The 14,741-nt window shown below is 68.3% G+C and carries 16 protein-coding genes; 12 read left to right on the forward strand and 4 right to left on the reverse strand.

The window, feature by feature from the left end; all coding sequences use genetic code 11:
* Positions 1–26: 26 nt before the first annotated feature.
* From ACFWF3_RS05185 to ACFWF3_RS05215, 7 genes are all read left to right on the forward strand, one after another.
* Positions 27–824: a LytR/AlgR family response regulator transcription factor gene (locus tag ACFWF3_RS05185; RefSeq protein ID WP_378992641.1), complete on the forward strand. Its 798-nt coding sequence runs from the start codon at positions 27–29 to the stop codon at positions 822–824.
* Positions 821–1,186, forward strand: coding sequence for a hypothetical protein (locus ACFWF3_RS05190; RefSeq protein ID WP_379312525.1), 366 nt, complete (start codon positions 821–823; stop codon positions 1,184–1,186). Before ACFWF3_RS05185 ends, ACFWF3_RS05190 begins: the two co-directional genes overlap by 4 nt.
* An 86-nt stretch (positions 1,187–1,272) precedes the next feature.
* Entirely contained in the window at positions 1,273–3,027 is a 1,755-nt protein-coding gene (locus ACFWF3_RS05195; protein ID WP_379312526.1) for a cation acetate symporter, read from the forward strand.
* A 152-nt stretch (positions 3,028–3,179) separates the two neighbouring features.
* Entirely contained in the window at positions 3,180–3,536 is a 357-nt protein-coding gene (locus ACFWF3_RS05200) for a DUF485 domain-containing protein (protein WP_379312527.1), read from the forward strand.
* Complete coding sequence (locus tag ACFWF3_RS05205) at positions 3,533–5,170, forward strand: cation acetate symporter (RefSeq protein WP_378992633.1); 1,638 nt, start codon at positions 3,533–3,535, stop codon at positions 5,168–5,170. Before ACFWF3_RS05200 ends, ACFWF3_RS05205 begins: the two co-directional genes overlap by 4 nt.
* A 76-nt stretch (positions 5,171–5,246) precedes the next feature.
* On the forward strand, positions 5,247–7,151 hold the full coding sequence (gene acs / locus ACFWF3_RS05210) for an acetate--CoA ligase (RefSeq protein WP_379312529.1): 1,905 nt from the start codon (positions 5,247–5,249) through the stop codon (positions 7,149–7,151).
* A gap of 162 nt (positions 7,152–7,313) precedes the next feature.
* Positions 7,314–7,934, forward strand: coding sequence for an LON peptidase substrate-binding domain-containing protein (locus ACFWF3_RS05215; protein ID WP_379312531.1), 621 nt, complete (start codon positions 7,314–7,316; stop codon positions 7,932–7,934).
* Positions 7,935–7,936: 2 nt separating this feature from the next.
* On the opposite strand, the gene ACFWF3_RS05220 is transcribed toward ACFWF3_RS05215, so the two are convergent.
* Positions 7,937–8,920, reverse strand: a complete 984-nt coding sequence (locus ACFWF3_RS05220) for an NAD(P)-dependent alcohol dehydrogenase (protein WP_379312532.1) — start codon at positions 8,918–8,920, stop codon at positions 7,937–7,939.
* Between the two features lie 223 nt (positions 8,921–9,143).
* On the opposite strand from ACFWF3_RS05220, the gene ACFWF3_RS05225 reads away from it, so the two are divergent.
* Positions 9,144–9,566 (forward strand): ubiquinol-cytochrome c reductase iron-sulfur subunit, encoded by a 423-nt coding sequence (locus ACFWF3_RS05225; protein ID WP_379312533.1) that lies wholly within the window; start codon positions 9,144–9,146, stop codon positions 9,564–9,566.
* Between the two features lie 56 nt (positions 9,567–9,622).
* Here the strand turns inward: ACFWF3_RS05225 and ACFWF3_RS05230 are convergent, their stop codons facing one another.
* The gene (locus ACFWF3_RS05230) at positions 9,623–10,093 is read right to left on the reverse strand and encodes a VOC family protein (protein WP_379312534.1); all 471 of its coding nucleotides are present in this window, start codon (positions 10,091–10,093) and stop codon (positions 9,623–9,625) included.
* A gap of 191 nt (positions 10,094–10,284) precedes the next feature.
* On the opposite strand from ACFWF3_RS05230, the gene ACFWF3_RS05235 reads away from it, so the two are divergent.
* Positions 10,285–11,133, forward strand: a complete 849-nt coding sequence (locus ACFWF3_RS05235) for a TIGR03619 family F420-dependent LLM class oxidoreductase (RefSeq protein ID WP_378992623.1) — start codon at positions 10,285–10,287, stop codon at positions 11,131–11,133.
* Between the two features lie 13 nt (positions 11,134–11,146).
* On the opposite strand, the gene ACFWF3_RS05240 is transcribed toward ACFWF3_RS05235, so the two are convergent.
* Positions 11,147–11,863 (reverse strand): hypothetical protein, encoded by a 717-nt coding sequence (locus ACFWF3_RS05240; protein ID WP_379312536.1) that lies wholly within the window; start codon positions 11,861–11,863, stop codon positions 11,147–11,149.
* Positions 11,860–12,813, reverse strand: coding sequence for a hypothetical protein (locus ACFWF3_RS05245; protein ID WP_378992621.1), 954 nt, complete (start codon positions 12,811–12,813; stop codon positions 11,860–11,862). The genes ACFWF3_RS05240 and ACFWF3_RS05245 overlap by 4 nt, the downstream gene beginning before the upstream one ends.
* A gap of 85 nt (positions 12,814–12,898) precedes the next feature.
* Between ACFWF3_RS05245 and lspA the strand changes: the two genes are divergently transcribed.
* The 3 genes from lspA to ACFWF3_RS05260 all read left to right on the forward strand — a co-directional run.
* Positions 12,899–13,516, forward strand: a complete 618-nt coding sequence (gene lspA, locus ACFWF3_RS05250; protein ID WP_378636736.1) for a signal peptidase II — start codon at positions 12,899–12,901, stop codon at positions 13,514–13,516.
* Positions 13,513–14,439, forward strand: coding sequence for an RluA family pseudouridine synthase (locus ACFWF3_RS05255; RefSeq protein WP_266299589.1), 927 nt, complete (start codon positions 13,513–13,515; stop codon positions 14,437–14,439). The genes lspA and ACFWF3_RS05255 overlap by 4 nt, the downstream gene beginning before the upstream one ends.
* A 118-nt stretch (positions 14,440–14,557) precedes the next feature.
* On the forward strand, positions 14,558–14,741 hold a 184-nt coding region (locus ACFWF3_RS05260; protein WP_379312537.1), incomplete at its 3' end, for a hypothetical protein.

Raw genomic sequence — 14,741 nt, forward strand, 5'->3', positions numbered from 1 at the left:
ACCCTGCCGGTTACGATGGATGGGTTGTGACTTGGAACACCGATGAACCCTCGACCGCTCTGCGGGTGCTCGCCGTCGATGATGAGAAACCGGCGCTGGACGAGCTCGTGTATCTGCTGAGCACGCAGGCGGGAGTCGGTGAGATCTATCGGGCCGGTGAAGCGACCGGGGCTTTGCGGTTGTTGCGGGCGCATCCGATCGACGCGGTATTTCTCGATATCGATATGCCGGGGCTCACGGGGATGGAATTGGCGGGAATCCTGTCGGAATTCGCTGAGCCGCCCGCGGTGGTGTTCGTGACCGCCCATGATGATCACGCGGTGGCCGCCTTCGATCTGGGGGCCGTGGATTACCTGTTGAAGCCCCTGCGAGGTGCTCGATTGGGTGAGGCGGTGCGACGGATTCTGGCGGGGCGTATTTCGGTGCCCGCGACGGTCGTGGCGCAGTCCGCGCATCCGAGCGAGGTGATTCCGGTGGAGCTCGGCGGGGTGACCACCTTGGTGAACCGGGCTGATGTGGCGTGGGTCGAAGCGGATGGGGATTACGCACGGTTGCACACCGGCAGCGGGTCGCATTTGGTGCGAATTCCACTGTCGGCGCTGGAATCACGGTGGGAGGATGCCGGATTTCTGCGGGTGCATCGGTCCTATCTGGTGGCCTTGCGATTGGTGACCGGGCTGCGGAGCGCGGGCAACGCGACGGTGGTGTGTCTGCGGGCCGAAGGGGCGGCGGGCGCGGTGGAATTGCCGGTGAGTCGTCGCCAGGTGCGCGAACTCAAGCAGCGGCTGGTGCACGGACCTCGGCAGAACTGGTCACAGCGGTGACGGGTCCGCAGCGACCGCCGCGGGAACGCGTGGTGCTGGCGCAGCGGCGGGGTGCGCGCCAGGTGCGCACGCGCACGGAGATGGTCGAGCAGACCGACCTCGGCGCGGCGCTGATCGGTGGGCTGATCCGGGCGCAGCTGGGCCTGGCATTGCGCCTGGGCCTGATGGTGGCGGTCGGGTTCGGCGCGCTGCCGGTGCTGTTGCGCGTCGACGCGATCGCCGAGGCGACGGTGGCCGGCATCCGGCTGCCCTGGCTGATTCTCGGCGTGCTCGCGTTCCCGGCGCTGTACGCGGTGGGGTGGTCGTATGTTCGCCTCGCCCAGCGCAACGAAGACGATTTCCTGGAACTGGCCGGGGACTGACACATGCCGTACGAGCTGTCGACAGCGCCGTATGGGCCTGACCACGCCCGCGGATCGAAACCGGTACCGTCCGGCGGGCCGAGCTCGTGAGCCCCGACAATCCGGCGCTCACGGTCGCCGCACTGCTGCTGGCGGCGCTCGCCACTGTCGGCATCGGGTTTTATGGAGTGCGCCTGTCCCGCACGACTTCGGATTTCCTGGTCGCGTCACGCACGGTGGGTTCGCGATGGAACGCCGCAGCGGTCTCCGGTGAATATCTTTCCGCCGCTTCCTTTCTCGGCGTCGCCGGACTGATCGCCAAATACGGTGCGGACGCCCTGTGGTATCCGGTGGGTCTCACCGCGGGCTATCTGGGCCTGCTGATGTTCGTGGCCGCCCCGCTGCGCCGATCCGGTGCGTACACCGTGCCGGACTTCGCCGAATTCCGGTTGGGATCTATTCGGTTGCGGCGCATGGCCGCCGGTCTCGTGGTGCTGGTCTGCGCGGTGTATCTGATTCCGCAGTTCCAAGGAGCCGGATTGACGCTGCACATTCTGCTCGGCGTACCCGCCTGGGTGGGGGCGGTCGCGGTGGGCGCGATCGTGTCGGCGAATGTGATCGGCGGCGGCATGCGGTCGGTGACCCTGGTGCAGGCATTCCAGTATTGGCTGAAATTGACCGCGGTGGCGGTACCCGCATTGGTGCTCGGAATGCATTTCCTCGCCGACGAACGAGCGGTCGCCACCCCGGTGCCACCCACGGTCGACGAGCGCACCACCGTCGACATCTCGACCGATGTCGTCGTGCACCTCGACGTTTCGCAGCAGGTGACGATCACCGGAACACTCGACGGACACCCCACCGCGGGCCCGGTCGTGCTGACACCGGGCAACCACACCCTCGACGAAGGCACCGAACTGATCCTCGCGCCGGGCTCGGCCGTTCCGGTGGTGGCCGGCGCACCGGCCGACGGCGCCGGCTGGGTGGCGCCCGGCGGCGGATTCGGTGGGGAACACCCGCAGTACCAGGTGTTCTCGCTGATCGTGGCGACCTTCCTCGGCACCATGGGATTACCCCACGTGCTCGTCCGCTTCTACACCAATCGCGACGGCCCGTCCGCGCGCCGGACCGCGCTGACGGTGATCGGGCTGGTCGGCGTCTTCTACCTGTTCCCGATCCTGCTCGGCGTCTTCGCCCGCCTCTACGTGCCCCAACTGCTGATCACCGGCGCCTCCGACGCGGCCGTCGTGCTGCTGCCCGGTGCAGTGCTCGGTGGACTCGGCGGACAGCTGCTGGCCGCGCTGGCGGCGGCCGGGGCGATCGCGGCATTCCTGTCCACCTCGTCGGGGCTGCTGGTCAGCTTGGCGGGTGTGCTCAGTACCGACGTGCTGCGCGGCCGGATCCGGGACTTCCGCCTCGCCGCCCTGGTCGCGGGCCTGGTCCCGCTGACGCTCGCGGTCACCGTGGCGTCCCTGGATCTGTCGCGCACTGTCGCCCTGGCCTTCTCGGTGGCCGCGTCGACGCTGTGCCCGCTGCTCGTGCTCGGCATCTGGTGGCGCGGACTCACCGCGACCGGCGCGGCCGCGGGCATGCTCACCGGCGGGGTCACCGCGGGCGGCGCGACCGTGCTGGCGGTGCTCGGTGGCGTCTCCCCCGACCTGGCGAACGGCTGGCCGGCCGCGATCGTCGACTATCCGGGCGCGGTCAGTGTTCCGCTGGCCTTCGCGGTGACCATCCTGGTGAGCCTCGCCACCACGGGTCAGGACCCCCGGGCGGTGGCGGGGGTGTTCCTGCGCATGCACGCCCCCGAACGGCTCGGGATGAGTGCCGATCGCGACCCCGAAACCGCCACTCATCGGTGATCTCGCACCGACCGTTCGTCGCACCACACCGACCGCTCACCGCACGGGCGGCCACCTTCACCGAGTGACCCACGCCACACCCTCATGCGCCCGCGTCCGGGGACCTACCGTCATCTCCACGCACGACCCCCCTTCACGCTAGGACGACCGGCATGACCCAAACCGACACCGAGGCGCCAGATCCGCGCACGCCGAGTGCCGACGAATGGCTCGCGGTACAAGCGAGTCCGCAGTTCCAAGATCTGCGAAACCGGCTGCGCCGCTTCATCTTCCCGATGACCGCGCTGTTCCTGGTGTGGTACCTGAGCTATGTGCTGCTCGGCGCGTACGCGCACGACTTCATGGCCCAGAAGGTCTTCGGCAACATCAACGTGGGCCTGCTGCTCGGACTCGGGCAGTTCGTCTCCACGTTCCTCATCACCGGGCTCTACGTCCGTTTCGCCAACCGTGAACTGGATCCGCGCGCCGCGGCCATCCGCGAAGAACTCGAAGGGGGCCAGGCATCATGAGCGTCACCCTTGCCGCGTCTTCGACGGTGGGCAATCCCATCGCCAACATCGCCATTTTCCTGCTGTTCGTCGCGGTCACCATGGTGGTGGTGATCCGGGCCAGCCGCAACAACGCCAGTGCCGCCGACTATTTCACCGGCGGACGCGGCTTCTCCGGTCCGCAGAACGGCATCGCCATCGCCGGTGACTACCTGTCGGCCGCGAGCTTCCTCGGCATCGCGGGCGCGATCGCCGTCTACGGCTACGACGGGTTCCTGTATTCGATCGGGTTCCTCGTCGCCTGGCTCGTCGCGCTGCTGCTGGTAGCCGAAATGCTGCGCAACACCGGCAAATTCACCATGGCCGACGTCCTCAGCTTCCGGCTGAAGGAAGGCCCGGTGCGCACCGCGGCCGCGCTGACCACCCTCACCGTCTCACTGTTCTATCTGCTCGCGCAGATGGCGGGCGCCGGCGGCCTGGTGGCGCTGCTGCTCGATATCTCCAGCCGCACCGGGCAATCCATCGTCATCGCGGCCGTCGGTGTGCTGATGATCGTGTATGTGCTGGTCGGTGGCATGAAGGGCACCACCTGGGTACAGATCATCAAGGCGGTGCTGCTGATCGCGGGCGCCGCGCTGATGACGGTGATGGTGCTGGCGAAGTTCGGCTTCAACTTCTCCGACATCCTCGGTGCCGCACAGGAATCGGTGAGCGAGTCCACCAGCAAGGCGGTCGCCGCCCGCGACGTGCTCGCGCCCGGCGCGCAATACGGCGGCAGCGAGATGTCGAAGCTGAACTTCCTGTCGCTGGGCCTGGCCTTGGTCCTCGGCACCGCGGGTCTGCCGCACGTGCTGATGCGCTTCTACACGGTCCCGACCGCGAAAGAGGCTCGGCGCTCGGTGGTGTGGGCGATCGGCCTGATCGGCGCCTTCTACCTGTTCACCCTGGTGCTCGGTTACGGCGCGGCGGCCATCGTGGGCCCGGACAGGATCCTCGCCGCGGCGGGTGGCCAGAACTCGGCGGCGCCGCTGCTGGCGTTCGAACTCGGCGGGGTGATCCTGCTCGGGGTGATCTCGGCGGTCGCGTTCGCGACGATCCTCGCGGTCGTGGCCGGTCTCACCATCACCGCGTCGGCCTCGTTCGCCCACGACATCTACGCCAGCGTGCTCAAGAAGGGCAACGTCGACGAGGTCAAGCAGGTGCGGGTCTCGCGGATCACCGCGGTGGTGATCGGTGTCCTCGCGATCGGTCTCGGCATCCTCGCCAACGGCCAGAACATCGCGTTCCTGGTGGCGCTGGCGTTCGCGGTGGCGGCGGCGGCGAACCTGCCGACGATCCTGTACTCGCTGTTCTGGAAGCGCTTCAACACCACCGGTGCGCTGTGGTCGATGTACGGCGGCCTGATCTCGACCATCGTGCTCATCGTGTTCTCGCCCGCGGTGTCGGGCAACAAGACCGCGATGATCAAGGGCGCGGATTTCGACTGGTTCCCGCTGTCCAACCCGGGCATCGTGTCCATTCCGCTGGCCTTCGTGCTCGGCATCCTCGGCACCTACCTGGGTGGCCGCGGTGAGCAGGTCGACCAGGCCAAGGCCGCGGAGATGGAAGTCCGGTCCCTGACCGGCGTCGGTGCGGAGAAGGCGATCTCGCACTGACGCCAACCCTGCCCGTGCCGGTGGTTCGCCCCACCGGCACGGGTTGTACCCCCATGCTTTTCGAAGGAGAGATCTTGTGACCAGTTACCCGCCCGCCCCGGAGTTCGTCGCGCAGGCCAATGCCGATGCCGCGCTGTACGAGCGGGCGCGCACCGACCGCGACGGTTTCTGGGCCGAGCAGGCCAACCGGCTGCACTGGCACAAGCCCTTCACCGAGGTACTCGACTGGACCGACGCGCCGGTCGCACGCTGGTTCGGCGACGGCGAGCTCAACGTCGCCTACAACTGCCTCGACCGCCACGTCATCGACGGCCACGGCGACCAGGTCGCCATCCACTGGGAGGGCGAACCCGGCGACTCCCGCGCGATCACCTACGCGGAGTTGCTCGATGAGGTGTGCAGGGCCGCGAACACTTTCACCGCGTTAGGACTCGAGGCGGGCGATCGCGTCGCGATCTACATGCCGATGGTGCCCGAGGCGATCGTGACGATGCTGGCGTGCGCACGGCTCGGTCTCACACATTCGGTGGTGTTCGCCGGGTTCTCCCCCACGGCACTGCGCCAGCGGGTCGACGACGCCGAGGCCAGGTTGATCGTGACCACCGACGGGCAGTGGCGTCGCGGCAAGCCCGCCGCGCTGAAGTACGCCGTCGACGAGGCGCTGGGTTCGGATCCGTCGAGCGTCGAGCATGTGCTCGTGGTGCGCCGGGTCGGCCTCGACGTGCCGTGGACCGAGGTGCGCGATCTGTGGTGGGACGAAACCGTCGCTGTCGCTTCGCCTTCCCACGAGGCACAGCCCTTCCCCGCCGAACACCCGCTGTTCATCCTCTATACCTCCGGCACCACCGGAAAACCCAAGGGCATCCTGCACACCACCGGCGGCTACCTCACCCAAACCGCCTACACCCACCACAACGTCTTCGACCACAAAGCGGGACAAGACGTCTACTGGTGCACCGCTGACATCGGCTGGGTCACCGGGCACAGCTACATCGTCTACGGTCCCCTCGCCAACCGCGCGACGCAGATCGTGTACGAGGGCACTCCGAACTTCCCTGACGAGAATCGTCATTTCGAGATCATCGAGAAGTACGGCGTCACGATCTATTACACCGCCCCGACATTGATCCGCACGTTCATGAAGTGGGGCCGCGACATCGCCGACGCGCACGACCTGAGCACGCTGCGACTGCTGGGCTCCGTCGGCGAACCCATCAACCCCGAAGCCTGGCGCTGGTACCGGGAAGTCTTCGGCGCCAATGAGACTCCTATCGTCGACACCTGGTGGCAGACCGAGACCGGCGCCATCATGATCGCGCCGCTGCCCGGCGTCACCGACACCAAGCCCGGCGCCGCGATGGGCCCGCTGCCGGGGATCTCCGCGAAAGTCGTCGACGACGAGGGCACACCGCTGGGTCCCGACGGGTCCGGTCTGCTCGTCCTGGATCAGCCGTGGCCGTCGATGCTGCGCGGCATCTGGAACGACATGGACCGCTACCGCGAAACCTATTGGCAGCGTTTCGCTTCCGAAGGCTGGTATTTCGCCGGGGACGGGGCCAAGCTCGATACTGACGGTGATCTGTGGATCCTGGGGCGCGTCGACGACGTGATGAATGTGTCCGGTCACCGCATCTCCACCGCCGAGGTGGAATCCGCGCTCGTCGGGCACCCGGCCGTCGCCGAGGCCGCGGTGGTCGGTGCGTCCGACGAGACCACCGGGCAGGGAATCGTGGCCTTCGTCATTCTCACCGGATCGGCGGCCACGGCCGACGGGCTCGTGTCGGAGCTGAAGGCGGCGGTGTCGCTCGAGATCAGCCCGATCGCGCGGCCACGCGAAATCCACATCGTGCCGGAACTGCCCAAGACCCGCAGCGGCAAGATCATGCGCAGGCTGCTGCGTGATGTCGCCGAGGGACGCGAGCTCGGCGACACCTCGACACTGGTCGATCCGACGGTGTTCGAGTCGATCGCCACCGCGTGACGACAGGACAACAGCCCGCGCCACCGGTCGGTGGCGCGGGAAGCATCGGCCGGCCCCTGTCACCGTGGACCGGACCCGAACCTGCCGAAAGGACACAGCGTGAGCGCGCCGGATGGACGTAGTCCGCGCGGCACCGGGCATGCTGGGACGGTGGAGATACCTATGTTCCCGCTGGGAGCGGTGCTGCTACCCGGTGAGTCGTTGTCGTTGCAGATCTTCGAGCCGCGGTACGTAGCGCTGATCGAGGACTGCATGGACGGTCGGCGGGAGCCGGAATTCGGTGTCGTGCTGATCGCGCGCGGGCACGAAGTGGGCGGCGGTGAGGTACGCACGGAAGTGGGCACCGTCGCCCGGATCACCGAGGTCATCGAACTGCCCGGCTCGCGATACCGGCTGCGCTGCAAAGGAACCGACCGCATTCGCATCGAGAAATGGCTCGTCGACGCGCCGTATCCCCAGGCGGAAGCCGAGACCTGGCCGGACGACGCCGGCCGCGACGACAGCGCGTTGCTGGCGGGTTTGCGTGAACGCGCGGACCGCCTGCACACCCTCACGGCCCAGTTCGCGCGACGCAACGGCATCCGCCGTCCGCCGCCGTCGGCCTCGCTGAACGATCTGTCCGATGATCCGACCACTCGCTCCTACGAGCTCGCGGCTCGCCTGCCGATCGGACCGACCGACCGTCAGTCGGCCCTGTCCGCCCCGAACGCGCACAGCCGGCTCGAGGCCCTGTCCACCTCCGTCGACGACGCGATCGCGATGATGGAGTTCCGCCTGCTGTGACGTCAGCCCGCCGGCGCGATGGTGATCACGATCTTCGCGCGGGCGTGTTCGGTCTCCATGTACTCGATGGCGGCCGGCGTATCCGCCAGTGGGTAGGTCCGGTCGATGGCCGGGCGGAGCAGGCCCGACTCGATCAGTTCGCGAAGCTCGGTCAGCGACTCCGGCGTCTGCTCCGCCAGCGGAGCACGGACGGCCGGTTTCACGAACGGTCGAGCCAGCTGACCACGCGCGAGCAGGCCGACCGGGCCGAACCAGCTGCCGCCGTCGAAGTTGCCGCCACCGGACAGGACGAGCGTGCCGGTGGGTTCGACCAGGCGGAGCAGTTCCCGCAGCGTCCGCGTTCCGGCCAGGTCGAGGACAGTGTCGTAGCGGCCGGTCAGAGTGTCGCGGGTGTAGTCGACGACGTGTTCGGCGCCGAGTCTGCGCGCCGCCTCGACATTGCGGGTGCTGCACACCGCGCTGACTCGCGCACCCCGTGCTCGGGCGATCTGAACCGCGAAGGTGCCGACGCCACCGGACGCGCCGATGATCAGCACCCGCTCGCCCTCGCCGACGTGACGCAGGCAGGTCAGGGCGGTGTTGGCGGCCAACGGCACCGCCGCCGATTCCTCGAAACTCAGGTTCGCCGGTTTCCGATCGAGCAACCCCCGCGGCACCGCGACGTATTCCGCGAACGCACCGCTGACCGCCTCCCCGAAGACTTCGTCGCCTACCGCCAGCTCCGTGACACCGTCCCCCACCTCCTCGACCGTCCCCGCGAAATCACCGCCCGGCACCGGATTCGCCGGCCCCCGTCGGCCGAAGACCGACCGGTCCATCCACCGCGCGATCTTCGGATCGCCCCGCATCACATGCCAATCCCGCGCATTCACCGACGCGGCGCGAACGCGCACCAGCACCTCCCCCACCCCCGCCGACGGCCGCCCGATCTCCGCCGTCGCCAACATCGCCGATGACCCGTATACCTGCTGCACGATCGCCCTCACACCGAGAACGCTAGGCGCCCGACCCGTCCACCCACATCAGGGAATTCCCCGATGTCTCCGGAGATTTCACGCCAGGTGCGGAATTGCCCGCGTGGCACCGAACGCTTCGAAATCTCGAGGAATCGGTCGAACCGCGAGGGGGTGTGGGCCGTTGACAGGGAAGGAGCCGGTGGGCATGGGGCCACGGACCGGCGGCCGCACCAACTGAAGCGGAGAACGACCGATGACCATCAACGATTTCTCGCTGAACCGCCGCACCGTCGTGGTGGGTGTCGGCGTCTTGGCCGCCGCGGCGACGATGACCGCGTGCAGTGCCGACGACAACACCGAGTCGGCGGCCGCCGCGTCACCCGAACCGGGGGCGCCGACGGGTGCGCTGACCAAAGCGGCGGATGTTCCGGTAGGCGGTGGGGTGATCGTCGGTGACACCGTCGTCACCCAGCCGACCGCGGGTAACTTCATCGGGCTGTCGTCGACCTGCACGCACGCTGCATGCAAGGTCGCCACGGTGGCCAGAGGCACGATCAACTGCCCCTGCCACGGCAGCCGATTCGAGCTCGACGGCGCGGTGCGCGGCGGTCCCGCGACCGAGCCGCTGCCCGCCAAACCTGTTCGCGTCGAGGGAGACTCGATCGTTCCCGCTTAGACGCGCGGCACGCCCGCACTGCGGTCTTCGCCGACGGTGCGGGCGTGCCGTTCAGCTCAGCCGGCGGCGTCCATCATTTCGGACATACGCCGTTCCATTTCTTCCGCCGAGACGTCTTCGATGTGGGTGGCCACGGTCCAGCGGTGACCCCACGGGTCCTCGAAGGCGCCGCTGCGGTCGCCGTAGAACTGGTCGGTCATGGGAGTGATGGCGGTAGCGCCCGCGTCGAGGGCCGCGCCGAAGGCAGCGTCGGCGTCGGTGACGTAGACCATCAGGTTCACCGGCGAACCGCCGACGGCCTTCGGGTCGTTGAAGCCGATCTCGGGGACCGGATCGCCCACCATCAGCACCGAATCGCCGACGAGCAGTTCACTGTGGACGATGGTGCCACCGGGGCCGTCCATTTTCATGCGCACAGTGGCGCCGAAGACCGCGGTGTAGAAGTCGATCGCGGCGGCCGCTCCCACGCACGCCAGGCCGGGACAGATCCGCGGATAACCTTCGGGAAAAGGGGAAACATCAGACATCGGATACCTCCGTGTCGAGAGTGATGCTCGGACGACCACCAGCGTATTCCCCTCGCCTGATCGGGAAAAGGGCCTCGCCGTTTCGGCCGTCCGATGAGATCAGGACTAGTAGAACTCGTTTTACTCCTGTAGAACTTGTCTCAGGTTTAGAACCTGTTTCAGTTTTGCTGCCGAAGTCGGAGGGCCGGGACGTGCGCTACGGGGTTGTCTTGTTCACCAGTGACCGGGGCATCGCGCCCGCCGATGCGGCCAAGGCCGCCGAGGACGCCGGATTCGACGCGTTCTACGTCCCCGAGCACACCCATATCCCGGTCGTGCGGGCCGCGGCCCATCCGCAGACCGGCGACTCCTCGCTACCCGACGACCGGTACCTGCGCACGCTCGACCCGTGGGTCGCGCTGGCCACCGCCGCCGCGGTCACCGAGCGGATCACCCTGTCGACAGCGGTCGCGCTGCCCGCCGAACACCACCCGATCACCCTCGCCAAGACCATCGCCTCGCTCGATCACCTGTCCGGTGGACGGGTGGAGCTGGGCGTCGGATTCGGCTGGAACACCGACGAACTCGCCCATCACGGCGTTCCGGCGAACAAGCGGCGCACGGTGTTGCGCGAGAACCTCGACGCGATGCGGGCGCTGTGGTCGCAGGAGGAAGCAGAATTCGCCGGCGACTTCGTGAAGTTCGGCCCGAGCTGGTCCTGGCCGAAGCCGGTACGCGCCGGGGTTCCGGTGTTGCTCGGAGCGGGCGGTACCGAGAAATCGTTCGGATGGCTGGCCGCCAACGCCGACGGTTGGATCACCACCCCGACAGAAGGTGACCTGGGCGCCAAAGTCGATCTCCTGCACCGGGTCTGGAAGGAAGCCGGCCGCGAGGGCACCCCGCGGGTGATCGCGCTGGCCGGTCGTCACAACGCCGAGCAGCTCGCGAGCTGGGCCGACCAAGGCGTCACCGAGGTGGTCTTCGGGCTGCCCGACAAGAGTGCCGACGAGGTCCGTGGCTACCTCGGCCATCTCGGCGGGAAACTCGCCGTATCGGCGTGAACCCGAGCCGGTCTCAGCCGCGGAGTTTGCGCACTTGCGCCGCGGTGAGATCGGCGAGTACACCGGGATCGACGACTTCCGGTGCCGTGACGACAACCTGAACCAGCGTGTTCCCCACTTGGACAAGCGAGGTCGCCGACGTGAGGGTGAGCCCCTCACTCGTGGCGGTCAGGGTGAACGCCGAGCCCGCGTCGCCCGCGACCGGCTGCGCGAGCGCGCTGGTTCGATACTCGATCCGCACGCCCGCATCGTCGCCGGAGTAGCTGGTACAACGCCGAGGCTGCGCCTGGAGCGCGTCGAATGCCGGCACCAGCGCCGCGTCGGAGTAGCTGGCGGCGTCGATGTCGATGGTGGCGAAGCTGGGCCCCGCGAACTGCACCGACGCGGCGGCAGCCGACCCCGGCCACTGCTGCGCGATCGGCGAGAGCAGGCGCCCGCAGTCCGGCGGATCCGTCAGCGCCGCGGGCGGCACCGCGGGCTCGTCGGATCCACCGCGCGACGGTACGACCGCGAAATCACCGGGCAGATCGGTAGCGGCGAGCAGACCGGCCGACAACTGCGCCGCATCGCCGATCACGGCCCCGGTTCCCGGTGCGGCCGTGACGGCGGCGGAGAACGGACCCGATCCCGGCGTGTCCACCGTGTCGTCGGACCCACAGCCCGCAACGCCGACCAACCCGACACACGCTGAAACCACCGCGCCTACGCGCAGCGAATCTGCCCGCATCATTCCGTCCAGGAGACGCGGGTCGACTGTGTCTGCACCAGGGTGCTCACACTGCGCGCGTCTCGGTAGGTCTGCTGTCCACCGATCTCGATGGAACCCGAAACCGGCAGTGGCATACCGAGATCGATGGTGATCGAGCCGACGCCTTCCATGACGTAACCGTCGATGTCGAGCTCACCGGCGTCGTTGGGCAGCTCCCACACGTTGTCGGTGGGCGTCTGATTCACCTGGAGATCGATGGTGAGCCGGTCGCCCTCGCGGCTGGTGAGCGTGGCGGTGGTGATCTGGTCCAGGGTCACCCCGCCGGTGATCTGCTGGTGCACCGTCCAGACCGCGCCGACGCCGACGGGCTGGTCCGGGAACGCGATCGACTGGTACACAGCCTGATAGAAGGCCTGTTCGAGCGCGGCCCGCGCGGTGTTCGGGGTGTCCGGCGAGGGCGCCATGCGCAGCTCGGTGATCGCACCGAAGTCGCTCATCCCCAAACCGGCGTGTGAACCGTCGGCAGAGGTGAACGCCTTGTTGAGCGCGGGGTCGGGCGTGGTGACCGCACCGACGGTGAGATCGACGCCGTCGGCGCCCGTGCGCGCGGTCATCGGGATGGTCAGCGCGGCAGGCGAGAAGTCGCGAGCGGGCTGATCGTTGACCTGCTGCTGGATCCGGTAGTCGGTGCGCAGCGTCACCTCCTGCGTGGTGCCCGCGGCATAGCGCGGCCGCAGCAGATCGCGCGGCTCCTCGCCGGGCGAGACCATCGTGGTGACCGCAGCCGAGATCGGCACGGTGACTTCCTTGCCGATACCGAGCGGCTCGGTGCCGTCGACCTCCGCGGCAGGGGCCGAGCGATCGGCGCAGCCGGCGCCGAAGGTCGCGAACCCGAGCACGAGCGCCACCAGTAACACCCCGGGGCGCGCGATGCGGGGTAAGCGAGATCTAGACAACACCGTCACAGCCATCAGGGTACGACCGCTTCCTGAGTAACACCTGGGACTCCTCGGCACCGCGGCGCGGGCCGGATCGCCACTAGGGAATGATGGACGCGTGAGTGAAGACCGGCCAACCGACAACGCTGCTGTCCCCGAGACCGGCGACGACTCAGCCACACCGTCGGCGGCTGCCGTGCCCGAGACGGCCGAGACGGCGAAACCCGCTGGTCGCCGTCGTTTGACGACATTGCTGATCATCGCCGTCGTGCTGTTCGGGCTCGACCTGCTGACCAAGTGCCTCGCGGTCGCCTTCATCGACCCGGGCGAATCGGTGCCGATCATCGGCGATTTCGCGCGGTTCACCCTGGTCCGCAACCCGGGCGCGGCGTTCTCGATGGCGACCGGCATGACCTGGCTGCTCACGCTGATCGCCGCCGCGGTGGTGATCGGCGTGATCCGGATCGGACGCACCCTGCGATCACTGTGGTGGGCCATCGGCCTCGGCATGGTCCTGGGTGGCGCGCTGGGCAACCTGGTCGACCGGCTCTTCCGATACCCAGGCCCGCTGCAGGGCCATGTGGTCGACTTCGTCGCCGTCGGCTGGTGGCCGGTCTTCAACGTCGCCGACTCGGCCATCGTGTGCGGGGCGATCCTGCTGGTCGCGCTCACCGTGTTCGGTTTCGAACCGGACGGCACCCGCAGCGGTCGCAAACACACCGAGGAGACCGCATGAGAGAAACCAGGACAATGCCCGTTCCCGACGGACTGGACGGGATGCGGGTGGACGCGGGACTCGCCCGCTTGCTCGGTCTCTCACGGACCGCGGTCGTGGCGCTCACCGAGGACGGCTCGGTGCAGATCGACGGCGTCGCCGCGGGCAAGTCCGACCGGCTGACCGCGGGCGCGTGGCTGGAAGTGATCTTCCCCGAACCCAAGCGCGAGCTCACGGTCGAGGCCACTCCGGTCGACGGGATGAACATTCTCTACGCCGACGACGACATCGTGGCCGTGGACAAGCCGATCGGGGTCGCCGCGCACTCCGGCGTCGGCTGGACCGGTCCGACCGTGGTCGGCGGCCTGGCGGCGATGGGTTACCGCATCTCCACCTCGGGCGCGCACGAACGCCAGGGCATCGTGCACCGGCTCGACGTGGGCACCTCCGGGGTGATGGTGGTGGCACAATCCGAACACGCTTACACGATGCTCAAGCGCGCCTTCAAGGAACGCACGGTCGACAAGCAATACCATGCACTCGTGCAGGGACACCCGGATCCGAGCAGCGGCACCATCGACGCGCCGATCGGGCGTGCGCGGGGCAATGCCTGGAAGTTCGCGGTGACCGGCGACGGCAGGCCCAGCGTCACCCACTACGACACCATCGAGGCGTTCCAGGCCGCCAGCCTGCTCGACGTCCACCTCGAGACCGGCCGCACGCACCAGATCCGGGTGCACTTCTCCGCGGTCCGCCACCCCTGCGCGGGTGACCTCACCTACGGCGCCGACCCGACGCTGGCCAAACGCCTCGGTCTGGAACGGCAGTGGTTGCACGCGCGTCAGCTCGGCTTCCACCATCCCGCCGACGGTCGCTGGCTGGAGATCACCAGCGAGTACCCCGACGATCTGGCGGGCGCCTTGGACGTACTACGCAATGCCTGACGACCCGCGGTCGTCCGAACCGGCGCCGGATACGGCGTCGGACGACCGCGGGAATTCATCGGCCGGGCAGGCGCCGCGGGACGGTGGTCCGGGTTCGACCGCCGAGGATCTCGGGAACATGCCCGCCGAATCGACTGCCGCCGAAGACGATTCAGCCGACCGGCGGATGTCGCTGCGCAACTCGGTGATCTTCGGGATCGCGGCTGTCGGCGCGGCGATCCTGTTGGTGATCGCCTTTCGCGAGCCGCCGCCCGCGTCGGCGGTGGCCACCGATCGACTGGGGCCCGCGCCCGGCGAGCAGG

Source organism: Nocardia sp. NPDC060220, from assembly GCF_042727815.1.
In the GTDB taxonomy this organism is placed as follows: domain Bacteria; phylum Actinomycetota; class Actinomycetes; order Mycobacteriales; family Mycobacteriaceae; genus Nocardia.